We start from the raw sequence: 24,668 nt of genomic DNA on the forward strand, positions 1-24,668 counted from the left end.
CCATTCCACAGTTCGGCTTGAGGGTTCCAGCCAAACAGAAAAGCATTGCGGTCTACACCGTTGTATTCTTTTGCGACAGGTGGTAAATCAGTAGCGGGACGGCTTTCCATTATTTTGACCTCGTTTAATTTGTTTTTTAGCTTTTTATTTCTTAACTTAAATGTAGCTACTGAGAACTCTGGTGCTTTCCGCCAATGGGAACAAACTATAGCCATCTCTCTTGGACGATTCTCGGGTCTGTGTTTTATTGGATAAATCCACCTAGAGACAGTGCAAAAAAAGTAATTATAAATAAATGTAACGATGATGACAAACTCTTGATTGAACTTTCCCCAATTCCCTAATAGAGAAGGACTATGGGGTATTAATTCCTGTTATCTAATAAGGAAAAACATTAAGAAATCACATTTAAAACAAAAAAAGGTAAAAAATCCAGAAAGAAGACTAAATCAATCTATATTTATTGACCTTGAAACTTTATCCTTAACTTTGATTTCATTAAGTAAAAAAACTTCTATCTCTCGCTGTAGGGTATGTTCAAACTTTGGAGAGATGCTTGGAACACCTGAATTCCAGGATTCTAAGCATAAAGAGTTGGGTATTACAACATACAAAATTAATTCTCATGTTAATTTTAATCCCCACCGACTTGAGCTATACGAGGAAGGAAATAGGATGTTTCATAGTACGCACGTAGCACTGGCACTCTATAAATCGCTCTTTTGGGTGGCACAGGAGCCAGTTGTTAACCAGCCAGACATCACTTTCGGACCGCGCTTTTTTTTCGCTTTAATCTCCGGTGTGATCCTGGCTTTCGCCCTACAACTGGTTTTAACGAACCTCTCCGTTGCCGCAGGTATTTCCTACTTGGGGCATTCATCTGACTCAAATGGAGATAAAGATAATGGCGAAGTTGAAAGTTTAGGTGGCACGATTCGCAAAATAGGTACGGCATTGGGGATGTGGACAGTCATTTCCGTGACTATTGCTCTTGCCATTGCTTGTTTCTTAGCAGTAAGACTCAGTCTTTTGGATTTAACTCCAGGGCTGGGAGCAATTCTCGGGTTGGTGATTTGGGGAGCGTACTTTTTATTACTGGTGTGGGTGAGTTCAACCACGGTGGGTTCCTTAGTTGGCTCGTTAGTTAACGCAGCAACTTCCGGCTTACAGGCAATTATGGGGACTGCTACCGCCGCAATCGGAGCAAAAGTTGTCAATCAGCAGGTGGTATCAACTGCTGAAGCCGCCGCCGCCGCCGTGCGTCGGGAGTTGGGCAGCGCAATTGACCCCGCTACTCTTCGTGACAGAGTGGAGGATTATCTAGATATGGTTCGTCCTCCAGAACTGGATCTATCTAAAATTCGGGGTGAATTTGAAAATTTGCTTAGAGACCCACAACTACTGGCGATCGCTGGTGGTACAGCAGCAGGTGGTGCAGCACTCCGCAATATAAATCGGCAACAATTTGTTGATTTAGTCAGCAGTCGTACCGACCTCTCCAAACGGGATGTGAACCGCATTGCCGACACATTATATGGTGTTTGGCAGCAGGTGGTAGGTCAACAACAGCCAGTGCAAGATCGCTTGGCTGAGATGATTGACTATCTCAAATCCCTACCATCGGGACACAGCAGGACTGATGAACTCAATGCCAAGCTGGATCGGCTGATGGAAGAGATGCGCTCTACAAAAGACGCAAACCAAAGGTCAACTCAAGAAGCCACTCCCGGTCCAATTCAGCGGACAATCCAACAGGCAATCACAGCGCTGACTGGTGTTGTCATGGGACGCGCAGATTTATCTGACTTAGATGTAGAAAAAATTTTAGGTGCCCTCTCGTCTGCTAAAGATAAAGTCTCCGAACAAGCTGATAAATTGGGTTTACCCACACCAAAACAACCTTACAGCCCCATTCGTGCTGATGTAGAACACTACCTCCTCAACGCCCACAGCTGGCAACTCAATTCCGATAGAGCTACCCAAGAGTTTCGCGATGTCATTTACGATCCAGCCGCTGACCCTGGAACGGTGCGGCGAGAGTTAGAGCAACTATCTCGTAATGACTTTGCTAATATTCTGCAACAGCGGGGTCTATTCACTCAAAACGAAATTCAGCGCATTAGCGCTCGCTTGGAAGAAGTCCGCCAAGAAGTGTTGATTGCAGTCACCGCTGAAGAGGAAAGAGAGATAGTACAAGACTTGCAACGTCGTGTAGAAAGCTATCTATTGGTGACACCTAAATCAGAATTGACTGCTGAAGGTATCCAAAGAGATTTCAAATCACTGTTGGAAGACCAAGACGCAGATTATGAAACCATGACTCGGCGACTGGCTCAGTTTGACCGCCAGGAACTGCGGGAAATACTATTAGAGCGGAATGATATATATCCAGAAGAAGCAGACACAATAGTTGACCAGTTGGAAAAGCAGCGAGATCGAGTTTTGGTTGAATCCCAAGGAGTTGCAGAACAGGCAAGATATCAAGCCGAAACATTATGGTTGAATCTAAAGTCTTATTTGCGTAATACTGGCACAGATGAACTTAATCCTGATGCTATCCGGGCCGAGCTGAAAAGATTGCTTGATGACCCACAAGCAGGGGCGGAGGCAATTAGGGCTCGTTTGTCTCGCTTTGACCGCGACACATTGGTAAAACTACTGGCTCAACGGCAGGATCTGAGTGAAGACCAAGCAAATCGTATCTTGGATACTGTGGAGCACTCATGGCATAACATTCGCCATGCTCCAAAAACCGTAGCAGATAAAGCAAAGGAGCAATACGACTCCATCACAACCACAATTACAGATTACTTGCGGAACACTGGCAAAGATGAACTGAACCCCGAAGGAATTCAGCGGGACCTTAACAGGTTGTTGCAAAATCCAAGAGAAGGAGTTACAGCACTGCGGCGTCGTTTATCTCAAGTAGATAGAGATACGTTGGTGAAGTTATTGAGTCAACGCCAAGACTTGAGTGAAGAACAAGTCAATCAAGTTGTTGATTCAGTCCAATCTACCCTTCGGAATATACTACGTACACCCCGCCGCCTTGCCACTCGGACACAGCAAAGAGTACAAAATTTCCAAACCTATTTGGAAGAATACTTGCGCCTCAGTGGCAAAGAAGAATTAAACCCCGAAGGTATTAAGCGCGATTTACAATTGTTGTTGCACGATCCGCAAGTGGGTTTAGAAAGTTTCGGCGATCGTCTCTCCAAATTTGACCGTTCTACCATCATCACCCTCCTAAAGCTGCGGGAAGACTTGAGTGATGAGGAAGCGGAACGGATTGCAGACACCATGATTTCTGTGAGGGATCAGTTTGTCGAACAAGTGCGGGGTATCCAACGACGCATTCAAGATGTTATTGATGGAATTTTTGCCCGCATTCGCGCCTACCTAAACTCTCTGGATCGTCCGGAACTCAACTATGATGGTATTAAGCGTGATATTCGCAAATTGTTTGATGACCCACAAGCCGGGTTTGAAGCATTGCGCGATCGCTTAGGGTCATTCAACCGCGATACCTTAGTGGCAATCCTGAGTTCCCGTGAAGATATCTCACAAGAAGATGCCAACCGCATCATCGACCAAGTTGAAAAGGCGCGTAATAGTGTCCTACAAAGAGCAGAACGCATACAGCAAGAAGCTCAACGACGCTTGGAAGAAGTGAAGCGTCAAACACAACGCCAAGCAGAAGAAACCAGGAAAGCAGCAGCATCTGCAGCTTGGTGGTTGTTTACTACAGCCCTCGTCTCAGCAGTTTTCTCCGCAATTGGGGGAGCAGTCGCTGTAGTTGTTTCATAGGTTGACAAAATTGTCTCCGCTTACCTGATAATTGCCTCTCTAAAAAGGGAGGCTTTTTTATTTTAAAATGTAGTAAGTTTTGTAAAGACGCGTCATGGCGCGTCTCTACAAGAGCATAGGTTTTTTAAAACAATTAACCGATTACCTAACACGATTCATTCTTTCTTTCTTCAATATAGTGAGAGGTTCGCTCACAGACGTCACTGCTTCTGGGCGGAATTGTAGTGAGGGATTCTGCACAAATTTCAGCGCTTCTTCCAAGTTTGAGATAACCATGTCTAATTCTTTTATAGGTAACTCATCAATATCCTTATGTAATTTTGAACTGATAGTACCTAAAGCATAAGCGGCGCTATGGCGAACTGTAATATCCGTATCTTGCAAACGAGCAACTAAGATAGGCACAGCGGGTGTAGCGGCTGTACCGATACTACCTAAAGTAGAAGCTGCGCTCACACGCATCCAAACATCTTCTTTATCCTGTAACTTTCTGATTAGTGTCGGTACAGCAGGTGCAGCATCTTTTCCCATAGCACGTAAACCATGAGCTGCATTATAGCGTTCCCATGACTTTGCACTATCTAAACCAGCTATGAGGTGAGGTACATAAGCTTGTTTGCCAATTTTGTTAATAGCTTGGACTGCATGGAAACGAACCGTCGGATCTTTGTCATCTATCATCCGCAGTATAGCCGGTGCCGCTTGAGCTGCATCTGGGCCAATTTTACCAAGAGCGATCGCAGCACTGCCACGCACTTGGGGGTCGCTATCCTGCAAAGCTTGTATTAAAGCTGGAACAGCAGGTTTACCAACAGTGACTAAATCATCTATTGCACCAGCTTGCTCTTGGGGATTTTTTAACTGCTGAATATAAAAGCTAATTTGTGTCTCGGTTGGTGATTGTGCCCAAGTCGTTTTTGTCACTAGTGAAGATAATGTCAGGCAGAATAAAGCGATAACGATTTTGGATGCGATAACATTAAAGCGTAGTTGATGGGCGTATCTCATCTTGGACATGATTTGGCAAATTTATTTATCCACGTTATCAAATCCGTAGGAGGACGGCTGTTCTCCCTACTGTAAGCGATGGGTGTATTGATGGCAAGAGAGCTTTAAAGTGCCTCAGCACTAAAATTTTTACAAATGACAAATGACTAGCTTAACTAATTAACAACAACCCCGCTTGAAATACTGAAATTCAAGCGGGGTTTTTACTGTATTAAAAATTTTATCTACTTTATCTAAGAAGTCTTGTTACCCTAACATCATATTCTATGCCTTGTGGGCGATCGCTCCTTGCTTGAGTGCGTGCTATTCTATCAGCTTTTGCTTTTGACTCTGCATCTATTTCGTAACGTCTCGTCCCGCTTTGAAAGGTATTATTTGCCAATTCAGAAAACTCTTTAATATCGACTAACACCTCATATGTGTGAACCATTTTGGGACCTCCAAATGCTCATTGAGCAACGATAGGAATGTATCTAGTATATGAACCTAGATAGGTATCAGATATACAACCAACATAATAGTTCTCAAACCAATACAATTCTTTACTCAACTCTAAATACCTATTTTTTTTTGTAAGTTTTACTCAAATAAAGCAAAAAAAGCTGTCATTGTGAAAACCCAGGTTACTTTTGCTAAAAAATACGGAAATTCCAAACATCTGTCTTGCTAAAGATAGATACTAAATCGAAAGATAGATTAGATAATATTAACAATAGTTAAGTAATGTGTATATAAATACATTACTTGCGAAAATGCAAACCCAAGTTCTGTGAATTTACGTAAGTTAATATGGTAAACACTCCTCCTTCACTGTTTTCCGAAGATCAGTACAAGGTAGAAGATGTAAATGCAGAAGTCTCTGCCATCATAGAAACAACTCCATCCGAGACAGAAATTGACTTAGAGTTCCTTTTCACAAGGGATATTGAATTTCGTCAGGAAACTCTCTACTTTATCGTGGTCGATCGCTTTTATGATGGAGATCCAGAGAACAGCACAGGTACAAATGCGGAACTGTACGATCCTACCAGACAGGATTGGGGTAAGTACTGGGGTGGGGACTTACAGGGTGTGATTGACAAACTAGATTATTTGAAAAACATGGGAGTGACTGGGATTTGGTTAACTCCCCTATTTGAGCAAATTGAAGATTTATTTGTTGGCAATGCTGCGATGCATGGTTACTGGACAAGGGACTTTAAACGGATTAATCCCCGCTTTATTGCTACAGAAGAAGAACCTTCTTTAAACAAAACTCAAGACACAAGAAATACAACATTTGATAAGTTAATAGACGAACTGCACAAGCGCAAAATGAAGTTAGTGCTGGATATTGTCTGTAACCACAGTAGTCCTGATATCAGTGGTCGAAAGGGTGAACTATACGACGATGGAGTCAAAATAGCTGATTTTAATGATGATGATGCTCATTGGTATCACCACTACGGTGAAGTACAAGATTGGGAAAACGAATGGCAAGTGCAGAACTGCGAGCTAGCGGGTCTAGCGACCTTCAACGAAAACAATATCGAGTACCGGAACTACATAAAGTCAGCCATTAAACAATGGTTAGACCGGGGTGTAGATGCTCTGCGGGTAGATACTGTTAAGCATATGCCCATCTGGTTTTGGCAGGAGTTCACTGGTGATATGTACAATCACAAACCAGATGTATTTATTTTTGGGGAATGGATTTTTAGCCATCCCTGTGACGATCGCTCCGTCGAATTTGCCAACAACTCTGGCATGACAATTTTAGATTTTGGGTTGTGTGTAGCCATTCGGCAAGCGTTGGCTGAAAATGCAGATGCGGGGTTTCATCTGATTCAAGATATTTTTAATCTAGATTATAAATACAACGGGGCAACAGAACTCGTTACCTTCATTGACAATCATGATATGCCTCGTTTTCAATCTTTGAATTCCGATCCTGCGCGGTTAACACTGGCGATTATTCTGATTATGACATCTCGTGGAATTCCCTGTATATATTACGGTACAGAGCAATATTTACATGACGACACGAATGGTGGTCAAGACCCTTACAACCGCCCAATGATGGACAAGTGGGATATAGATACTGAAATTTATCGTTATATTAGACTGTTATCTGGCTTAAGACGGCTTAATCCTGCGGTATCAATGGGTAGCCAATGGCAAAAATACATCACCCCTGATGTTTATTGCTATGTAAGACGCTATCGCGACTCGCTGTGTTTTGTTGCACTCAACAGAGGCGAATCTGTCACTATACCAGAGGTAGTCACAGACCTACCTGATGGAGAACACACCTGTGTGATGACTCGCAATAAGTACGAAGTGAAAGATGGTAAAATTTATAACTTACAACTTGAGGCGCACGGTGTTATTGTTTTAAGTCGTGTTGGAGAGCGAGTGAAGGGGCAAACCATTGTACGAGCCCAACTCAATGGGGTGCAAACTCAGCCTGGTGAAAGCGTCGTTGTCATTGGAGATTGCCCGGAATTGGGTAACTGGGATATTGCGAAAGCATATTATCTTGAGTACATCAACGAAAATACATGGTTTGGTGAAATACCCTTTAATGAAAGCGCGGGTAAATTGATTAGCTATAAATACGCTCTTTTACGAGAAGGGCGATCGCCCCTGCGGGAAAACCTGATGACCCGTCGTTGGGTAATTGCAAAAGAAGGTACTGTTAAATGGCGCGATACTTGGGCACAAGGACGCGAGTCTTAGTATATTCACGGAGAACAGGAAACTCTTAACAATGAATGTTTCAATTGGGGTCTAAATCCCCAATTGATTTGTACCGATCTAGTTATTTACAGGTATTGAATGCAGCACGTAAATTATTAATTAATATGTCTTGTGTGTTAACTCTGTAGTTCCAAAAGGATTCGGAAATGAACAGCTTGATAGCAGATGAGATTCGTGAAATTACTGAACGGTACTGGCAGGCGGGTAAAATGATACAACATATTGGCACAGAAAATCTGCCTTCTCCAAAACACGATCGCCTGCCGTGGGTAAAACATGAGTGTATGCGAGCTAAGCTGATCGAGATAACTCCTGGAAAAATTGGAGAACTTGTTATTCAGTTTCCTCCAGAAGGAAAAGAAGACCTTGAAATGCACAGCCATCCAATTTCAGATCGCATTATTACAGTTCTTGAAGGAGGGGGAGTTTTTCTGGCACAAAACGGTGAGGAAACAATCGAGAGTGAATTGATACCGGGGGATGTAGTATATATGCCAAGAGGCATTTTTCACACTTTTATTGGGGGTAAAGACCCCTTGCTCGTCCACGCTATTCACAATCCTTGGGTGCCATTTGAGCATCCTTTGAACCTAGTTTATCCAGACGGAACAACAACACGCATGAAATGAGCGATTGGGCTTGACAATTTTCAAATATAGGTAGTAGTGAAAACAGCACATACTTAGGTGTAAAGTAAAACAAAAAGTATTGTAAGGTATGATTAAATCCCTATGGACTTGATTAGCTGGATAGTCTGGGGGTAACTAGCTAATGACAAAACCCGTAAAACGTGAAGTCAAAGCAACGACACCAGGAAATATTTTCGCTGGTGGCGGTAACATGGGTGCCCTCATGCAAGCACATGATTGGTTAGCAAGCCCTCTTGGTTCAATCAAACAGTGGTCTCAGAGTCTTCAAATGGCACTGCGTATTCTACTCTCCTCAAATTTGCCCATGCAAATTTTATGGGGACCGGAATACGTACAATTTTATAACGATGCTTATATTCCAATTGCAGGTGACAAACATCCCAAAGCTTTAGGACAGAAAGCAGAACAATGGTGGCAGGAAGTTTGGGATTTTGCCAGCCCTCTTCTAAATCAGGTTATGGCAACAGGAGAGGCAACGTGGTTCAAAGATCGGCTCCTTGTTGTGAATCGAGATGGTTACTTGGAAGAGTGTTATTTTACTTTTTCCTATGCTCCTATTTGGGATGAGTTTGGCAAGGTTGGCGGTATTCTTATTACAGCTGCGGAAACAACCGAGAAGATTTTAAGCCAATGTAGTGAAAGAGAGTTAGGAGACGAGGAACAGACAGCACAAGCAAATTTAGAAAGAGTTCTTGCGAGTATCAGCGATGAATTTATGATGTTCGATCGCCAGTGGTGCTTGAGTTATATTAACAATAAAGCCATTGATACATTCGGCAAATCCAGTGAAGAGTTACTTGGGAAAAGCATTTGGGAGTTATATCCGCAAGCAATTGGTACTCTGCTAGATCGAGAGTTTCATCGAGCAATGGCAGAGCAAGTTGTGACTGAGTTTGAGTATTATGATACCGCTCAACAATGCTGGTTTCAAAATCGGGTTTATCCATTTGCCACCGGGCTTTCTCTATTGCGTGTAGACATTACCAAACATAAGCTGCTTGAAGAAGCGTTGCAAGTATCGGAAGCTAGACTCAATGAACGCAAGCAGGCAGAAGAAGTGCTGCGAAACATTGCTGAAGGTGTGTCAGCTGCGACTGGAGATGCATTCTTCCATTCACTGGTTCAATACTTAGCGAAGAGTTTAAAAACAGACTACGCGTTTATTGCTGCGTTAATAGGTGAAACACATCAGAAAGTGACAACCATTGCTGCCTATGCTGACGGCAAACATGTAGATAACTTTGAGTACGACTTGGCAAATACCCCTTGTCAAAAGGTGGTAGAACAAGAGCTGTGTTATTATGCCAAAGACATTCAGAAAAAATTTCCTCAAGACAGTTTCTTAGCAGAAATGGCGATCGAGAGTTACGTTGGAACACCCTTAATTGATTCCTCTGGATGTGTTCTTGGATTAATGGTTGTTCTGAACCGCAAGCCGTTGGATAACCCTCAAACGACTGTTGCAATGCTACAAATTTTTGCATCTCGTGCTGCAGGTGAGTTAGAACGCAGGCAGGCAGAACAAAAAATTCGCGAACAAGCTGCCTTACTGAGTGTTGCAACAGATGCAATTTTCGTTACAGATTTAAAAAACAAAATTTTGTTCTGGAATACGAGTGCAGAAAGACTTTACGGGTGGAAAAGTGAAGATATCCTTGGCAGGAATCCTTTAGAGTTAATATATGGAACAAGAACTTTGTCAGAGCAGCTTTTACAAATTAAGAAAACACTGATGGAAAAAGGTGAATGGCAAGGCGAGTTGCAGCAGATTGGAAAAAGTGGTAAAGAGTTTATTGTCGCCAGTCGTTGGACATTAGTAACAGATGAAGCAGGTAATCCTAAATCCATCCTTATTGTAAATACAGATATCACCGAAAAAAAACTTTTGGAACGGCAATTTCTTCGCGATCAACGGCTGGAAAGTATTGGTAGATTAGCAAGTGGTATTGCTCATGACCTGAACAATATCTTGACTCCTATTTTGGGCACAGCTCAATTACTGCAACGAAAAAGTTCTCATTTTGATGAACTCACTCAAGAACTTGTACAAATTTTAGAGAAAAATTCCAAACGTGGAGCGGAGTTAGTTAAACAAGTACTATCTTTTACCCGTGGAGTCGAAGGTGAACGTAGAGTAACTCAGGTTCGACATTTGCTGTTAGAAGTAAAGCAGATTGTTCAGCAAACTTTTCCAAAGAATATTAATGTTGATTCAGATATTGCAACAGATTTATGGACTGTGTGTGCTGATATCACTCAACTCCACCAAGTTTTTATGAATCTTTGCGTTAATGCTCGTGATGCAATGCCTAATGGAGGTAGCTTGCGTCTTTGCGCCCAAAATCTCTTTGTTGATGAGACTTATGCTAAAATGCAACTTGAAGCCAAAGTTGGTAACTATGTAGTTATTAAGGTTTGCGATACAGGTATCGGAATTTCTGAAGAAATCATCGATCGCATTTTTGAGCCATTTTTTACAACGAAAGAAGTTGGTCAGGGAACCGGGCTTGGTCTGTCAACTGTTATTGGTATTGTCAAGCATCATGGTGGGTTCATCGTTGTACAGAGTCAACTTGGGAAAGGAAGCGAATTTCAAGTGTTTTTACCAGCGATGGGAACCTTAGACGTAAAAGCTGTAGAAAATCGAGACTTACCTCGCGGGAAGGGAGAGTATTTACTTGTTGCTGATGATGAAACTTCCATTCGAGAAGTTCTCAAAGCAATACTGGAAACGCACAACTATCAGGTTCTTTCTGCCAGCGATGGAATTGATGCAATCTCAGTATATGCCCAGAATACAACTAAAATTAGTGCTGTGTTAATGGATATGATGATGCCATCTATGGATGGTTCAACTGCTATCCGTACTCTGCGAAGAATCAATCCACAAGTCAAGATTATTGCTTTTAGTGGGCTTGCCTCAAACGCTCGATTGGCAACGGATGCTGGAGCCACAGCATTTTTGTCAAAACCCTACACAGAACAAGATTTATTACAAACCTTACATAGTTGTCTGACAGGGTAGATCGCTGACATCTTAAGCTACTCAGTATGACCGTAAAAAAACCCAACTGGAGATGGTTGTCCTTAGTCATTCCTCATGAGTAAGGCTAAGTTTTACACAGCAATCCTTTCACAACCTTTGTGAAGGTATTTCTTCAGTAATTTACCCAAAACAGAGACACCCTGCTCAATTTCTTCCGGAGAAGGAGTGAAAGTTAACCGCATAGCAGGATAACCCTGCCTGTCTGGGAAAAAGACCGTATGACAAGTAACCAGAACTTTTTGCGACAAAGCTTCAAGGCGAACTGTTTGAATGGGAGTATGCTCTGGTAACTGCACCCAAAGAAATAATCCACCATTGGGTACTGTCCACCTGGCTTCTTGGGGAAAGTGACGTTGTAGCGCTGATAACATGACATCACGAGTGTGGAGATTTTCTGTGCGAAGTCGGTTAAGGTGACGGCGGAGATGCCCGGATGCTAAGTATTCGCTGACTATTGCTTGCGAAATAGTAGATGTGTGAAGGTCGTGAAGTAATTTTCGTTCGAGAAGTGCATGAAAATGTTTCCCAGTTACAACCATATAACCAACTCTTAACCCAGGCATTAAAGTTTTAGAAAATGTGCCTAAATTGATGACTAAATCGTTTTTATCAAAGGCTTTTATTGGTGCTGGAACGGGTTCAAAATTTAATCCTTCATAAGCATTATCTTCTAAAATTGGACACTCATATTTCTCTGCTAGCGCTAATAATTCTTGCCTATGTGCTTGTGTTGTTGTGATTCCTGTAGGATTGTGCAAAGTACTAATAGTGTAAATAAGTTTTGGGCGATGGCTCTCTAGATATTTCTTCAATAAATCCAAATTCATCCCTTGAGCAGTCATGGGAATACCGATAATTTTCGCCCCTAATTTTTCTAGGGTGGCAAGAGCACCAAAATATGTGGGAGATTCCACAATTACCCAGTCACCTGGTTGTAAATAATAATGCAATGCCAATGATAGCCCTTGCTCTGAACCATTAGTAATAATCAAATCTTCTGCCGATACTTCCATCCCTTGCTGTATTAACATTTGAGCAATTTGCCTGCGAAGTGCGAGCTGTCCTTCAGGCAAGTCGTATTTAAACAAGCGATCGGGAGTTTGTCTTAGTGCTCGTCTCCCAATTAAATCTATATCTTTTGGCGGATGAGGAAAGCCACAACCAAAGTTAATCATTCCAGGCTGTGTTTGTGCTTGTACTGTAGCCGTGTACATATCAAAAAAACTACTTCTGTTTTGCTCGGGAATAATGACGTTTTGAACTGGAGCAAATGTTGATTTTAAGTTAGCAGAGGCACGATTGACACAATTGACAAAGTAACCTGCTCCCTGACGGGCAGAAATAATTCCATCTGCTTCTAAAACGTTGTAAGCCTCAATAATTGTGAGTTTATTCACTTGCAAACTTTCTGCCAATGAGCGAATTGAAGGAAGGCGATCGCCCGCTTGCAGTACGCCCGATTTTATGAGACGACTGATGCGATCGCGTATCTGCAAGTAAATAGGTTTGGTTGATTGCCGTTCCAACAAAATCTTCATAAAGCCCAGTGTTGAAAGATTACAACATCACTACTACTGGACTATAAGCGATTTTTTCTTTCTCGATCTAGTACAGTTTGGTGAATTTTTACTAGAACAGTTGTCAAGACGCATAACTGTTCTAGTACAAATCAGCTAAAACTGTACCTTCCCTATCAACAATTCTTCAGTGAAGCTAAAAGTAATAGCTCTTTAATTCACTCAAGGTATTGATATGAAAAGTATTAATATTTCTAAAATAATATTGCCGGCATTAACAAAAGTTTGGCAACAGTTCTTAATGTGGCTGAGTGACAACTCCGAACTGCAAGTGTGGCAGAAGTCAGATCGGACAGGACGGGTCTTTTCCTGGTATGCTTACGACCCTCTGACAGGACGTTCTGCTTGTTTTGGTTCTGAAGAGGAAATGCGGATATGGATTGAGCAGTGCTATTACAGGTAATCCAACCTCCAACTGTTGTGGGATGGGCATCTTGCCCGTCCTTTCACTTCCTTCAATAAATTAAACTAATAGCTCATATTGCCTTTAATAAAGTTAACAATCTTGATAAAGCAATGTAAAGTGATGTAACTTAATGCTAAGGGCAATCGATTGCCCCATACATACAGCATCATCGCAATTATAAAACCATGACAGCAACCTTACAACGTCGCGAAAGCGCCAATGTGTGGGAGAAGTTCTGTGAATGGATCACCTTTGCCTCATGAGGCTTCTAGCGATCGCTCTTCCGGAGAGTGACAGAAGAGGGTTAATCCTGAGTACGCTGTTGTTGAGATTGCTCATGAGCAATCTCAACTAGTTGCAGATCGCCGTCAGTCCAAGAAACATTGATAACACACCCATGAATTTTCCAGCCATCCTGAGTTCGCAGCAAACTGAAAACATAACGACCACCGAGCCTCCAGAAGTTACTAATACGGTCGTTTGGTAAGAAGTGTTGCACTTGGAAATTAGCAATGCATTGTGCTGTATCACCATTGATAGTGACATAATGATTGGTAGTAACGTGCTGTGTAGCTTGGAAGCCATCGTGATCGCGCCTCACCTCTTCTACCAGTTCATCTGCCTTTGACGGCATAGATGTACCATAAAGTGCTGAATAGTCAAAATCAACCTGCTCAGTCAGACAGGATCGCATCGCATCATAATCACGAGTGTCCACACTAAACCAAAAGTGGTTGATGGTACTAATAATATTGGCTTGATCGATAACTTGTTGAACACTGGTGTCTTTCATAATTTCTCCTTATTTCTTCTCCCACTTATTCGCATTGCTTTCTTTTCTGTGTACTGGGAAGACCCAGTACTTCTATAAGCTTAGCGACTCCACGCTTTAGCTGTTGCTTCGTTTTTAACAGCCTTTAACGTGACAGGAAAACCACTTCTTAATGCTCGATGGTGGTCAATCTGACTTAAAGTATTACCATACATAGCTTGGCGCACAGATGGGTAAAAGTCGTAGGGAAAACCCATTTCGATACAGCTGGTTGCATCAAGTTGTGCTATTTGTTGCTTGCTCAACTCAAATCTAAGGCAGCCAAGGTTATTCTTGATATGCTCTAGTTTTCTTGCACCCACAATAGGAATGGCTTCCTTCTGCCGTACCCAGTTTAGAGCAACTTGAGCTGGTTCTCGACCAATTTCCGAAGCTACTTCTTGTACTACTTTTGCAATGGCAAGACTGCGCGAATTTATGTGATGAAGGTTCGTTGCATCTTGACGAGTAAACTCGCTGTTATTACCTCCAGCCTGTCCGTTCTCCCTGTTGTACTTCCCCGTAAGGATACCGCTACCAAGAGGACTCCAAGCTAGCACACCGAGGTCGAGGGCATGTGCCATTGGTATAAATTCCCGCTCCACTGTTCGCTCAGCAAGGCTGTACTCAATTTGAAGCCCAATGAACTGTGACCAACCGCGTAATTGTGCAAGCATCTGAGCTTGACTAACAATCCAAGCAGGGGTGTCCGAAATTCCAACATAAAGCACTTTGCCTTGACGCACTAGATCATCAAGACCCCGCATGACCTCCTCAATCGGCGTCATGAAATCCCAAATATGTACCCAGTAAAGGTCAATATAGTCAGTACTCAGACGTTTTAAGCTAGCTTCTACTGACCACATCATGTTTTTGCGGCTATTGCCAGAGGCATTCGGGTTATCATTGTCCAATGAGGATGAGTATTTAGTAGCTAGTACAATACTGTCTCGTTCGGAGGCAATAAATTCGCCAATCAGCTTCTCACTAGTGCCGTTAGTATAAAAATTAGCTGTGTCAATGAAGTTACCACCCGCTTCCCGAAAAGCCTCATAAATCTGGCGACTCGTATCTTTATCTGCCCCCCATCCCCAGTCAGTACCAAAGGTCATTCCACCAAGGCATAGTTCAGAAACACGGAGTCCGCTATTTCCAAGCAGTTTGTAACGCATTGCATTTTCTCCTTACTATGTAAATACTGGTTGTGTAAGTGTTTGTTGTTAATTACCTGTAAACCTACTGACTCAATTACTGCATCAGCGTTCGCCAAACAGTACTCCCAATATCTAAAGCACGCCATTGATGAGTGTAGATTTCGTTGAGCATTAGTTCCTTCATGAGGATAATTTTATTTTAAAAATGGAAAAATAAAATTCTAATCTCATATGTTCTAATGTTAGCTCTTTTTGAAATAATTAGAATTAGATCATATAAAATCTAAAGATTATATCCTCAAATCAAAAAAATGTTCATTGAGTTTTTATATCATTTTTTTTAAACTAAAATAACATATATAAGCTTTTATGTAAAAAAAGAAAGAAAATAATATCTAAAACTAAATTTGCCTTTCTTTATTAGATAGAATAAGCGAAAACATTTTTTTTATAAAATGAAGAAAATGAATTTATTAATAGTTGTTTTTAACTGTTCACATTTTTGTACGTTTTTACTCTTATAATATTTGTCGATAACCTGCCAATTTTTGCAACACAACCAACTCTACCATCATTTACTTCTACTTTTTAGTACAATCATGCTCGACATTAATGTTCTACGCCAAGTTCCACTATTTAAAAGCTTAACTAATGAGCAATTACAGTGGTTATCACAACAAGGAAAAGACCTTTGGTTGCAGCCAAATGAAATCCTTCGTGTTGAGGGTGATTCAGCTGAACACGTATTTATACTCCTTGAAGGAAAATTTCAGATTACTCAAAAACTTGGTAATCAGGAAGTGGTGCTCAAAGTACACGAAAATGAAAAAACTATTTTCGGTGAATTACCTGTTTTGACAGGACTAACTCACTTTTGGGCTAGCGGAGTAGCATCAAGTCACTGTCACATCTTTGAGCTGCCTAACGAAGCATTTTGGCAAATGATAATGACGATGCCTAGCACAACAAAAACAATTCTCCGTACAATGACTCAACGTATGCAAGAAACACAAGTCTTATTGCAACAACGAGAGAAGCTAGCAGCACTTGGTACTTTATCAGCAGGTTTAGCACATGAGTTAAATAACCCAGCATCAGCAAGTTATCGAGCATCTCAGCGGTTGCGAGAGAACCTTCAACTTGTATGTCCCATGGCACTCAAGCTTTACCAAGAAACAACAAACATGCAAAGAGTTTTTCTAGCTAAGCTTCAGGCGGAGGCGCTTGCATCTGTTAACATTTCAGAGCAGCTTGATTCTTTGACACAGAGTGAGTTAGAAGAAGAGGTAGTTGACTGGCTTGAGATGCATGATATTGAAGAAGGCTGGAAACTTGCCCCTACTTTAGTCCAAGCTGGACTAGATATAGATCAACTAGAAGCTATTAAACAAAAATTCTCCTTAAAAACACTTAACGACGTATTTACTTGGCTAGAGACAACTTTAACAGGAGCGCAATTGTTGAGAGAAATTGAACAGAGTACGGAGAGGATTGCTCAATTAGTTCAGGCTATCAAAGATTACTCTTATATGGATCGAGGCCCATGTCAACTCGTAGACTTACATAAAGGGCTAGAAAGTACGTTAACAATTCTTAATCATCGACTTAAGCAGGGTGTAGTACTAACACGTGAATACGACCGAAGTCTTCCACGTATTAATGCTTATGGAAGTGAACTAAATCAGGTTTGGACGAATTTAATTGATAATGCAATAGATGCAATGAGTAGTTCCGGTCGCATTTGGATTAGGACAAGTCGTGAAAAGAATTGTATTTTAGTAGAAATTGCTGACAATGGACCTGGGATTCCGCCCGAGATTCAGTCTCGCATTTTCGATCCATTTTTTACAACCAAAGGTGTCGGAGAAGGTAGTGGCTTAGGTTTGTATATTGCTTACCGTATTGTTGTTGAACATCATCAAGGTAACATCAGCGTTATTTCTGAACCAGGAAATACTCGTTTTCAGATTCGTTTACCTATTGAGCAAGCAAAGTAAGATTCAAAAAATGGACTTGTTTTGAGAAATTAATCCTTGTACCTATAATTATCATTTATTAAACTTAATTGTTGAGAAGATGTAGTAAAAGTTATATATTAAGAACTTTTTACGGTCAATTGAAGGACACTAGGAATATGAACACCAGTCTAGTTACAGCCGTGAACAATAATGATTTTAAATTGACAAAAAAATTAATTGAAAACGGCGCAGATGTTAACCAAACGGACAGCAGTGGAAATAGCCTCTTAATAGTCAGTTCTGCTAACGGTCACTCCGAAATGGTGAAGCTGTTGCTTGACTCTGGTGCCAATGTTCATGCAGTTGACTCAACTATGAAGGCGACTGCACTTCACGCCGCTGCTTATTTGAGGCATCCAGAGGTCATGAAAATTCTGATTGAGTATGGAATTGATATAGACGCTCAAGGTCCAATCAATGGATACACTGCCTTACACGATGCAATTTGGCAGAACAATATTGAAGGAGTTAAGCTCTTAGTCAATGCAGGTGCCCGATTAGACATCAAAGGCAAGAACAGGGACACCCCCTTAGATCTTGCTAAGAAAAGTGGGCATAAAGAGATTGTTGCTATCCTTTCTGGGCAAAAACCTAATTGACTGACATCTGCATTCAGTTCACCAGTCTTAGCTACAAGAAAAGGGGTTGCTACTTGACACTTTGCGCCTGCGCTGAACCCCATCAAGGTGACATCGGCGTTATTTCCGAACCAGGAAATACTTGTTTTCAGATTCGTCTACTCATTAAATCATCAAAGTAAGACTTGAACGCACCCCAACCAAATCTTACGATTATGGTTGAGGAATATTGCGCTATGAAACCCGTTCGCGAAGCGTGCGCTCCGCGCATAAGTTCCACAACGTTCCCAGGTACACTGGCGTCCTCAGCAAAGCGTAGAAACTTTTGTCTACGACAGCCCTAGAAAAACTAGCAATTCCTGAATAGATAATTGCTATAAATGGTCGTGCCTCCACGAGATTTCGCTTTGCCGTACCAACATTATTCTACTACATTGTTGCTGCGCTTTTATATTGGATTTCCCTTACCCCACCCTTCAGGTAAATATTTCCAAGTATTTTTGGGTGGGGACTGCGGAAAATCATTTCTGTTCAAAAAGAAAATGGACATATTTCGAGAAATTAATCCTTGTATCTATGATTCTCATTTATTAGACTTAATTATTGAAAGGATGTAGTGAAAGCTATATCTCAAAAGATAAATGAATGATGCTCATATCTAGCGAAAACTGTTTTCAGCACTCCTCATTTTAGTGCTGTTAGCAGCTTGTAAGTGTAGTGAGACTTCTGGCAGGTCTGATAAATCTTAAAAAATTAGCTTACAGAAGTATGAGTCAAGCCATCTTTAGTATAAACCAAATTTTGATGAAATGGGGGGATAAAGTTTTAGTATAAAAACCAAAATATTCATTAAATAGCTGTGAAAGTCTTAGTAAACATGAAGTATATCCGCAAAGTATTTTGAATGTTAAAAGACAACTCCTTACTTACAACAAAGGTACTAGGGATAGCCCTTCTAGCCTCCACCCTAATCAGCGGCTGCAAAGACGCTGAACCTTCTGCCACAGCAAAAGAACCGCCTTCTGTAGCTGTAAAGTTGCAGGCGCTGAAATCCAGTGAGGTCATAGATAGTTCTGAATTTGTGGGATCGCTAGAAGCCACAAACAGAGTTGACCTGAGACCGGAGATTGAGGGTCGGGTGACTGAGATTCGTGTTTCAAATGGCGATCGCGTTGTTAAAGGAACACCCATCGCTCAACTTCGTTCGGATCAAACTCAAGCTCAATACGCGAGTGCTATTGCTAGAGCTAACTCCGCTAAATCGGCAAGCGCAACTGCTTCTGCAGAACTTCGATCCACACGGGCAGACCAAATCAGAGCAGTGGCGGAAGTAGAACTTCAGAAGGTACAGTTTCAGCGAACTGAGCGACTCGTCAATGAAGGGGTACAGCCCAGGCAGGAATTAGACGTTTCTCGAAGAAACCTGAATACAGCACTTGCCTCCCTTCGAGCCGCCGAGGAACAGGTAGGCGCTGCAAAATCCAGGTTAAATCAGGCAAATGCTGACGTCAAGCAGGCTCAAGCAGATGCAGCAGCTGCAAACGTCTCGCTCCAGTACAAACAAGTACTTGCCCCCATCACAGGTGTAGTTGGTGACTTTTCAGTCAAACTCGGAGACTACGTCAGCACTGGTCAAACTCTAACCAGCATTACCCAAAATGACTCTCTAGAGTTGCGGATTTCGGTTCCCATAAACCGTTCATCGCAACTTAGAATGGGGCTGCCAGTAGAGCTCATTGACCCCAATACACGTAAGCGTCTGGTCACAGGAAGTATCAACTTTATCTCCCCTCGGGTAGACACTGGCAACCAAGCTATCTTAACCAAAGCACGCTTTCCTAATTTAAACGGTCGCTTACGCGATAGGCAGTTTGTCAAAGCGAGAGTTATCTGGAGCAAAGATTCGGGGATTTTGATTCCTACGGTAGCAGTGTCTACCGTAGGAGCACAAAACTTTGTCTATGTAGCTCAGAAAGGGCAAAAACCAGTAGTTCGGCAAAGACCCATTAAAGTAGGAAACATTCAAGACCAAAATTACCAGGTACTCGATGGGGTCAAGCCGGGAGAAGAGATTGCTGTCACACAAATTCTTAACCTGAAAGATGGGACTTCCATTAAGCCTGAATCTTAACTAAGTAGGTCGTTACAAATAAAGTTAAGTAGTTAGGGGTGTCATTTGTCCTTTGTCAAAAGTCATTTGTTATTTGTAAGAAATAAGAGCGATTGAACCATTAACAGGAATTCCTGGATTATGCTGCTAAGTATTGCTGACATTTTCATCAAGCGACCAGTCTTAACTACAGTTTGCACCGTACTTATTCTTTTAATAGGAGGGATTGCCACGCCCCTCCTTCCCTTGGATAAGCTACCAGAAATGGCTCTTAAGCAGGTCACTATAACTGCCAACTATCTTGGTAGTGATGCCAAAACAATGGAAGAAAATGTCACTACCGTACTTGAGCGGCAAATCAATGGCACGGAGCAGGTCGTGTATATGTCCTCCCAAACGACGAATAATGGTGAAACAACCATTAACGTCTCTTTCCCAACGGAGATGGACAGGAATACCGCTCAAGTTCTCGTCCAAAATAATGTGGCGATCGCTCAATCTGAGTTACCTGAGGAAGTCACCCGAACTGGTGTCATAACCCAAAAACAATCCCCGACGATTACCCTAGCTTACGCCTTTTATCCAGAAAAGGATAATAACGGTAACTTTATATACGATAATGTCTTTATCAGTAATTACGTTGACCGACAAGTCCTCGATGAGATTAAACGGATTGAGGGTGTAGGTTTCGCCAGAATTGTGGGAGAACGTAGATATGCCATGCGTATCTGGCTTGACCCTGATGCCCTCGCTGCTAGAAATTTAGCGGCTGAGGATGTCATCAATGCCATTTCAGAACAAAATATTCAGGTAGGAGCAGGGAGAATTGGTCAGCAGCCCACCTCGAACAAGCAGCAGTATGAAATTCCCCTGCAGGCAATTGGTCGGTTCACCACTCCCGCAGAAGCCGAAGACATCGTGGTAAAAGTGGGTGAGGATGGCACGCTGACTAGAGTAAAAGATGTGGGTCGAGCAGAAGTGGGGGCGCAAGACTATAACACTATTAATCTGTTTGATACCTTTCCATCAGTTATTCTCTTAGCTTACCAACTTCCGGGTACTAACGCCTGGAATACAGCCAAGTTAATCAAAGCTAAAATGGCTGAGCTACAACCCAATTTTCCACCAGGATTGAAAACGGCGGTCGCTTTAGACAACACTTTGTTCGTAGGAGCTTCCCTTGATGAAGCCTTAAAAACCTTGATGGAAGCGATCGCCTTAGTATTCTTGGTCATCTTCATCTTCCTGCAGGACTGGCGCACTACCATCATTCCCGCCATTGCCATTCCCGTTTCGCTCATTGGGGCGATGGCGTGTGCCTACGCGTTCGGGTTTACTCTCAATCAGTTAACCTTGTTTGGCGTTATCTTAGCAACTGGTTTAGTGGTAGATGATGGGATTGTGGTCGTGGAGGCGATCGCTGCCAAGCTCTCCCAGGGGATGAAACCACTTCAAGCAGCCCTGGATGCTATGGATGAACTGACAGGAGCAATCATTGCCACATCAGTTGTACTCATGGCAGTATTTATCCCCGTTACCTTCTTTCCTGGTACCACGGGAATCGTCTACAAGCAATTCGCCCTAATTATCGCCTTTTCCATCGCCATTTCCACCTTCAACGCCCTAAGCTTCTCCCCCAGTATGTCTGCCATTATCATGCGGCGGCAGCAGGAAGTACACGGGCCGTTGGGCTGGTTTTTTCGTTGGTTTAATCGCATTTTTGACTGGTTTAAGGCACTATACACCAAAACAGTAGAATTTTTGATTCGGATTCAGCTACTCGTTATTCTAGTTTTTATTGCGGGTTTGGTAGCTACAGGCTGGATTTACCAGACAACTCCCCAAGGATTTATTCCCGAGGAAGACCAGGGCTATCTGTTTTCAATAGTAGAAGCTCCACCGGGAGTTTCTCTGAATTACACCTCTGACTTAGTCAACCGGATTGAGAAAGAAGCGCTGCTAATTCCTGAAGTCGAGCACATTAATGGTCTTGTTGGCTTTGGATTTGAGGGAAATGCCAGCAACAAAGCAGTGATGTTCATTAAGCTCAAAGACTGGGAAGAACGCCATGATGCTGAGAAATCAGTCTTTGGGATTGTGGAACAAATTAATCAGAAGTTGCAGCCAAAGGTTCCAGAAGCCAAAGCAATTGCAGTAAATGCACCACCAGTAGATGGACTGGGCAGTACAGGTGGCTTCGAGTTTTATGTCCAAAACAAACAAGCTCTTCCTATGGAAGCGCTGATTAACAATACGCAAAAGGTCATAGAAGCAGCCCAAAAGCGACCGGAACTGGCTGGAGTCTTTACCCAATTTACCTACAATAGCCCCATAATGCAGATTTCTATCGATCGCAACCAAGCCAAGGCACAGAACATTCAAATTAACAGCATTTTCAATACCTTACAAACCTACCTTGGAGCAAGTTATGTTAATCAATACGTTCTTGGTGGGCGGCTCTATCGGGTTTATGCTCAAGCAGAAGGGGAATTGCGCTCCAATCCTGAAGATATTGGTCGCTTGTATGTGCGCTCCGAAGATGGCAATTTAGTTCAACTAAACACTGTAGTCCGCATGGAAAAAATTACTACTCCACCCATTGTGACCCACTACAATGTTTACCCATCAATCAAAATCCAAGGAGCTCCAGCGCCCGGTTACAGTACAGGACAAGCCATAAAAGCGATGGAAGAGGTTGCCAACGAAGTGTTGCAACCCGGATTCGGTTTTGCTTGGACAGGAACTGCCTTCCAGGAGCAATCCTCTGGCGGTGCAGCGCCAATCATTTTCGGCTTAGCCTTTGTCATGGTCTTCTTGGTGTTGGCCGCTCAGTACGAAAGTTACGTTGACCCCACCATCATTATGATTACAGTGCCTCTAGCAATTTTAGGCGCTCTTGGTGCGGTTATATTTCGGGCAAATGTTTTCCAGGCAGGCAGCGTGTGGCCCGCAGTTAACAATAACATCTATGCCCAGGTAGCTTTGGTCATGCTGATTGGTCTGGCAAGTAAAAACGCGATTCTGATTGTAGAATTCGCCAACCAGTCGGTAGAGATAGGCATGAACATTACTCAAGCGGCAATTCGAGCCTCTGAGGAGCGCCTGCGACCGATTTTGATGACTGCCTTTGCCGGTCTGGTCGGTTTTTGGCCCTTGGTAATTGCTAAAGGAGCCGGGGCGATGAGTCGTTGGTCTTTAGGGACAGCACTCTTCGGCGGTTACCTCATTTCGACTATCTTGAGTTTGTTTTTAGTGCCAGTTTTGTACGTCGTGATTAAAAACTTAGAAGAACGTTTCTTAAAACCAGGCAAACCTGGTAAGCCCGGTAAACCTGACCAATCCAAACAGCCCCTGGTTCAGCAGGAGAAGGGGCAAGCTGTTTCTTCTCAGAACGGTCGAGTTCGTTGACCCATATTATCTAAGTCCTCTTAATGTAATTTAACACACAATTGGCTACTAAAATCATCTTTCCCTCCCTCACTCCCTCCCCCATAGAGGTAACAAAAATGTTTAGCAAATGGAATTTCAACGATTGGATTAGCCACATCTTGTTTTCTATTACTATTTTGTATCTGTTTTACTCTTTCTTTTTGCACCACTAGTTTTTACAAGTCTTTGCATTTTTCATCTTTGTTTAGTTAGTCAATAGACAGAAACAAATGAAACATAACAGTAGAAAAAACCATGAACATTAGGATAATTATCTTTTCAGGGATTATAACTGCTCTTGTCGGCGCGGTTATAGGTTTAGCTGCTACCAAAATTGGTCAACGTAACTTTAATCAACTTCAATACAACGGTCAGTACTACCAAGACTTAAATAAAAAATATGTCTTAATTGGTGCAGCTTTAGGTTTCTCTGTGGGTGCTGGGCAAGAATGCATTCGAGAACTAAAGGCTGAAAGAAATGGAGATTCAGGGCAATAAAACTTCAAAATGTTGTTTAAGTTTAAATACGGCTTACTTTGCTTACTCGTTATTGGCACTGCCACCCTTACCACAACTTACTGGTACTTAGGCATGACTGGAATAACGACATTCTTATTAGCTTACTTCTCCAAAGGCATAAGATGCTATCGATAAAACTTTAACACGTCTAGCATCATGGCACATATTTTTACTGTTTTCCCTTGTGAGGACTCCAATGTCTAATGAAATACAAAAATCTGAAGCTATCACTGGTTCAACTACTACTGAAACGCAGCTACAGCAATTCAATCAGCTTTTATCAAGCCTCACTGAGCGAGTTGCTCAATTAGAAGAGAATTTTAGAATGGTTACGGATGTGTACAAACACAAAAAGCTGCGAGATTTGTTAGCAGCTGGGAATCTGCAAGAAGCGGATAGGGAAACTATTCAAGTTATCCTAACGGTCACAGGAAAGCCAGATGTGGAATCCATCACTCCTGATGACATGAGGCAGTTTCCCTGTGATGAACTTGGCGTAATTGACAACCTTTGGACAACCTATAGCAAGGGTCGCTTTGGCTTCAGCATACAGATGCAAATTTATCAAGATGTGGGCGGTTCTCTTGATACTACCATCTCTCAAGATTATGCAGTTATTGAACGCTTTGGCGATCGCGTCGGCTGGTACATAGAAGGTAAATGGCAAAAATGTGATGAACTAGACTACACCCTTGCAGCGCCGATGGGCTGTCATCCCTCCCGTTGGTGGAATTCTCCCTTTGGTTCAAAAATGACAAACTACTTCTTCAATCGACTGCTTGTGTGTAATCTTTAATCAACTTTGAATCATTTCCT

The 24,668-nt window shown here is 42.2% G+C and carries 17 protein-coding genes and 1 pseudogene; 11 read left to right on the forward strand and 7 right to left on the reverse strand.

Translation table 11 applies throughout. From position 1 onward, the window contains the following. A pseudogene (locus ACYRY3_RS19975) lies at positions 1-110 on the reverse strand (high light inducible protein); the annotation flags it as partial. A gap of 565 nt (positions 111-675) precedes the next feature. On the opposite strand from ACYRY3_RS19975, the gene ACYRY3_RS19980 reads away from it, so the two are divergent. Then, positions 676-3,807: an MFS transporter gene (locus tag ACYRY3_RS19980; protein WP_460203359.1), complete on the forward strand. Its 3,132-nt coding sequence runs from the start codon at positions 676-678 to the stop codon at positions 3,805-3,807. A gap of 141 nt (positions 3,808-3,948) precedes the next feature. On the opposite strand, the gene ACYRY3_RS19985 is transcribed toward ACYRY3_RS19980, so the two are convergent. Next, positions 3,949-4,824, reverse strand: coding sequence for a HEAT repeat domain-containing protein (locus tag ACYRY3_RS19985; protein ID WP_460203361.1), 876 nt, complete (start codon positions 4,822-4,824; stop codon positions 3,949-3,951). Between the two features lie 220 nt (positions 4,825-5,044). Beyond that, entirely contained in the window at positions 5,045-5,245 is a 201-nt protein-coding gene (locus tag ACYRY3_RS19990) for a hypothetical protein (protein WP_460203362.1), read from the reverse strand. Positions 5,246-5,604: 359 nt separating this feature from the next. Here ACYRY3_RS19990 and ACYRY3_RS19995 point away from each other — a divergent pair, with 359 nt between their 5' ends. The 3 genes from ACYRY3_RS19995 (at position 5,605) to ACYRY3_RS20005 (ending at position 11,229) form a co-directional block, all read left to right on the forward strand. After that, positions 5,605-7,533 carry an alpha-amylase family glycosyl hydrolase gene (locus tag ACYRY3_RS19995; RefSeq protein ID WP_460203363.1) on the forward strand — a complete coding sequence of 643 codons (1,929 nt, stop codon included), beginning with the start codon at positions 5,605-5,607 and terminating at the stop codon, positions 7,531-7,533. Between the two features lie 167 nt (positions 7,534-7,700). Beyond that, positions 7,701-8,183, forward strand: coding sequence for a cupin domain-containing protein (locus ACYRY3_RS20000; protein WP_460203364.1), 483 nt, complete (start codon positions 7,701-7,703; stop codon positions 8,181-8,183). A 142-nt stretch (positions 8,184-8,325) separates the two neighbouring features. Next, positions 8,326-11,229 (forward strand): PAS domain-containing hybrid sensor histidine kinase/response regulator, encoded by a 2,904-nt coding sequence (locus ACYRY3_RS20005; protein ID WP_460203365.1) that lies wholly within the window; start codon positions 8,326-8,328, stop codon positions 11,227-11,229. Positions 11,230-11,321: 92 nt separating this feature from the next. On the opposite strand, the gene ACYRY3_RS20010 is transcribed toward ACYRY3_RS20005, so the two are convergent. Next, on the reverse strand, positions 11,322-12,788 hold the full coding sequence (locus tag ACYRY3_RS20010; protein ID WP_460203366.1) for an aminotransferase-like domain-containing protein: 1,467 nt from the start codon (positions 12,786-12,788) through the stop codon (positions 11,322-11,324). A gap of 214 nt (positions 12,789-13,002) precedes the next feature. On the opposite strand from ACYRY3_RS20010, the gene ACYRY3_RS20015 reads away from it, so the two are divergent. Next, positions 13,003-13,230 carry a hypothetical protein gene (locus tag ACYRY3_RS20015; protein WP_460203367.1) on the forward strand — a complete coding sequence of 76 codons (228 nt, stop codon included), beginning with the start codon at positions 13,003-13,005 and terminating at the stop codon, positions 13,228-13,230. A 307-nt stretch (positions 13,231-13,537) separates the two neighbouring features. On the opposite strand, the gene ACYRY3_RS20020 is transcribed toward ACYRY3_RS20015, so the two are convergent. Together ACYRY3_RS20020 and ACYRY3_RS20025 are read right to left on the reverse strand one after the other, a co-directional pair. After that, positions 13,538-14,026, reverse strand: coding sequence for a nuclear transport factor 2 family protein (locus tag ACYRY3_RS20020; protein ID WP_460203368.1), 489 nt, complete (start codon positions 14,024-14,026; stop codon positions 13,538-13,540). A gap of 80 nt (positions 14,027-14,106) precedes the next feature. Continuing rightward, positions 14,107-15,216, reverse strand: coding sequence for an aldo/keto reductase (locus tag ACYRY3_RS20025; protein WP_460203369.1), 1,110 nt, complete (start codon positions 15,214-15,216; stop codon positions 14,107-14,109). 581 nt (positions 15,217-15,797) lie between these two features. Between ACYRY3_RS20025 and ACYRY3_RS20030 the strand changes: the two genes are divergently transcribed. From ACYRY3_RS20030 to ACYRY3_RS20045, 4 genes are all read left to right on the forward strand, one after another. Beyond that, complete coding sequence (locus tag ACYRY3_RS20030; RefSeq protein ID WP_460203370.1) at positions 15,798-17,195, forward strand: ATP-binding protein; 1,398 nt, start codon at positions 15,798-15,800, stop codon at positions 17,193-17,195. 137 nt (positions 17,196-17,332) lie between these two features. After that, positions 17,333-17,815, forward strand: a complete 483-nt coding sequence (locus ACYRY3_RS20035) for an ankyrin repeat domain-containing protein (protein ID WP_460203371.1) — start codon at positions 17,333-17,335, stop codon at positions 17,813-17,815. An 883-nt stretch (positions 17,816-18,698) separates the two neighbouring features. Next, on the forward strand, positions 18,699-19,925 hold the full coding sequence (locus tag ACYRY3_RS20040; RefSeq protein ID WP_460203372.1) for an efflux RND transporter periplasmic adaptor subunit: 1,227 nt from the start codon (positions 18,699-18,701) through the stop codon (positions 19,923-19,925). Between the two features lie 120 nt (positions 19,926-20,045). Continuing rightward, entirely contained in the window at positions 20,046-23,312 is a 3,267-nt protein-coding gene (locus ACYRY3_RS20045; protein ID WP_460203373.1) for an efflux RND transporter permease subunit, read from the forward strand. Positions 23,313-23,332: 20 nt separating this feature from the next. On the opposite strand, the gene ACYRY3_RS20050 is transcribed toward ACYRY3_RS20045, so the two are convergent. Next, on the reverse strand, positions 23,333-23,503 hold the full coding sequence (locus ACYRY3_RS20050) for a hypothetical protein (protein ID WP_460203374.1): 171 nt from the start codon (positions 23,501-23,503) through the stop codon (positions 23,333-23,335). A gap of 85 nt (positions 23,504-23,588) precedes the next feature. On the opposite strand from ACYRY3_RS20050, the gene ACYRY3_RS20055 reads away from it, so the two are divergent. Both ACYRY3_RS20055 and ACYRY3_RS20060 read left to right on the forward strand, forming a co-directional pair. Next, a complete protein-coding gene (locus ACYRY3_RS20055; protein ID WP_460203375.1) occupies positions 23,589-23,831 on the forward strand; it encodes a hypothetical protein in 243 nt (80 codons plus the stop codon). A 217-nt stretch (positions 23,832-24,048) separates the two neighbouring features. Further along, positions 24,049-24,648: a GUN4 domain-containing protein gene (locus ACYRY3_RS20060; RefSeq protein WP_460203376.1), complete on the forward strand. Its 600-nt coding sequence runs from the start codon at positions 24,049-24,051 to the stop codon at positions 24,646-24,648. Positions 24,649-24,668: the final 20 nt, after the last annotated feature.

This window comes from Scytonema sp. NUACC21 (assembly GCF_054684315.1).

What these genes read in the sequence shown, in the direction of transcription:
- ACYRY3_RS20045 (WP_460203373.1), top strand. Translation starts at nt 20,046, where the DNA reads ATGCTGCTAAGTATTGCTGACATTTTCATCAAGCGACCAGTCTTAACT.
- ACYRY3_RS20055 (WP_460203375.1), top strand. Translation starts at nt 23,589, where the DNA reads ATGAACATTAGGATAATTATCTTTTCAGGGATTATAACTGCTCTTGTC.
- ACYRY3_RS19990 (WP_460203362.1), bottom strand. Translation starts at nt 5,245, where the DNA reads ATGGTTCACACATATGAGGTGTTAGTCGATATTAAAGAGTTTTCTGAA.
- ACYRY3_RS20025 (WP_460203369.1), bottom strand. Translation starts at nt 15,216, where the DNA reads ATGCGTTACAAACTGCTTGGAAATAGCGGACTCCGTGTTTCTGAACTA.
- ACYRY3_RS20010 (WP_460203366.1), bottom strand. Translation starts at nt 12,788, where the DNA reads ATGAAGATTTTGTTGGAACGGCAATCAACCAAACCTATTTACTTGCAG.
- ACYRY3_RS20030 (WP_460203370.1), top strand. Translation starts at nt 15,798, where the DNA reads ATGCTCGACATTAATGTTCTACGCCAAGTTCCACTATTTAAAAGCTTA.
- ACYRY3_RS20035 (WP_460203371.1), top strand. Translation starts at nt 17,333, where the DNA reads ATGAACACCAGTCTAGTTACAGCCGTGAACAATAATGATTTTAAATTG.
- ACYRY3_RS20020 (WP_460203368.1), bottom strand. Translation starts at nt 14,026, where the DNA reads ATGAAAGACACCAGTGTTCAACAAGTTATCGATCAAGCCAATATTATT.
- ACYRY3_RS20005 (WP_460203365.1), top strand. Translation starts at nt 8,326, where the DNA reads ATGACAAAACCCGTAAAACGTGAAGTCAAAGCAACGACACCAGGAAAT.
- ACYRY3_RS19995 (WP_460203363.1), top strand. Translation starts at nt 5,605, where the DNA reads ATGGTAAACACTCCTCCTTCACTGTTTTCCGAAGATCAGTACAAGGTA.
- ACYRY3_RS20040 (WP_460203372.1), top strand. Translation starts at nt 18,699, where the DNA reads ATGTTAAAAGACAACTCCTTACTTACAACAAAGGTACTAGGGATAGCC.
- ACYRY3_RS19985 (WP_460203361.1), bottom strand. Translation starts at nt 4,824, where the DNA reads ATGTCCAAGATGAGATACGCCCATCAACTACGCTTTAATGTTATCGCA.
- ACYRY3_RS19980 (WP_460203359.1), top strand. Translation starts at nt 676, where the DNA reads ATGTTTCATAGTACGCACGTAGCACTGGCACTCTATAAATCGCTCTTT.
- ACYRY3_RS20000 (WP_460203364.1), top strand. Translation starts at nt 7,701, where the DNA reads ATGAACAGCTTGATAGCAGATGAGATTCGTGAAATTACTGAACGGTAC.
- ACYRY3_RS20060 (WP_460203376.1), top strand. Translation starts at nt 24,049, where the DNA reads ATGTCTAATGAAATACAAAAATCTGAAGCTATCACTGGTTCAACTACT.
- ACYRY3_RS20015 (WP_460203367.1), top strand. Translation starts at nt 13,003, where the DNA reads ATGAAAAGTATTAATATTTCTAAAATAATATTGCCGGCATTAACAAAA.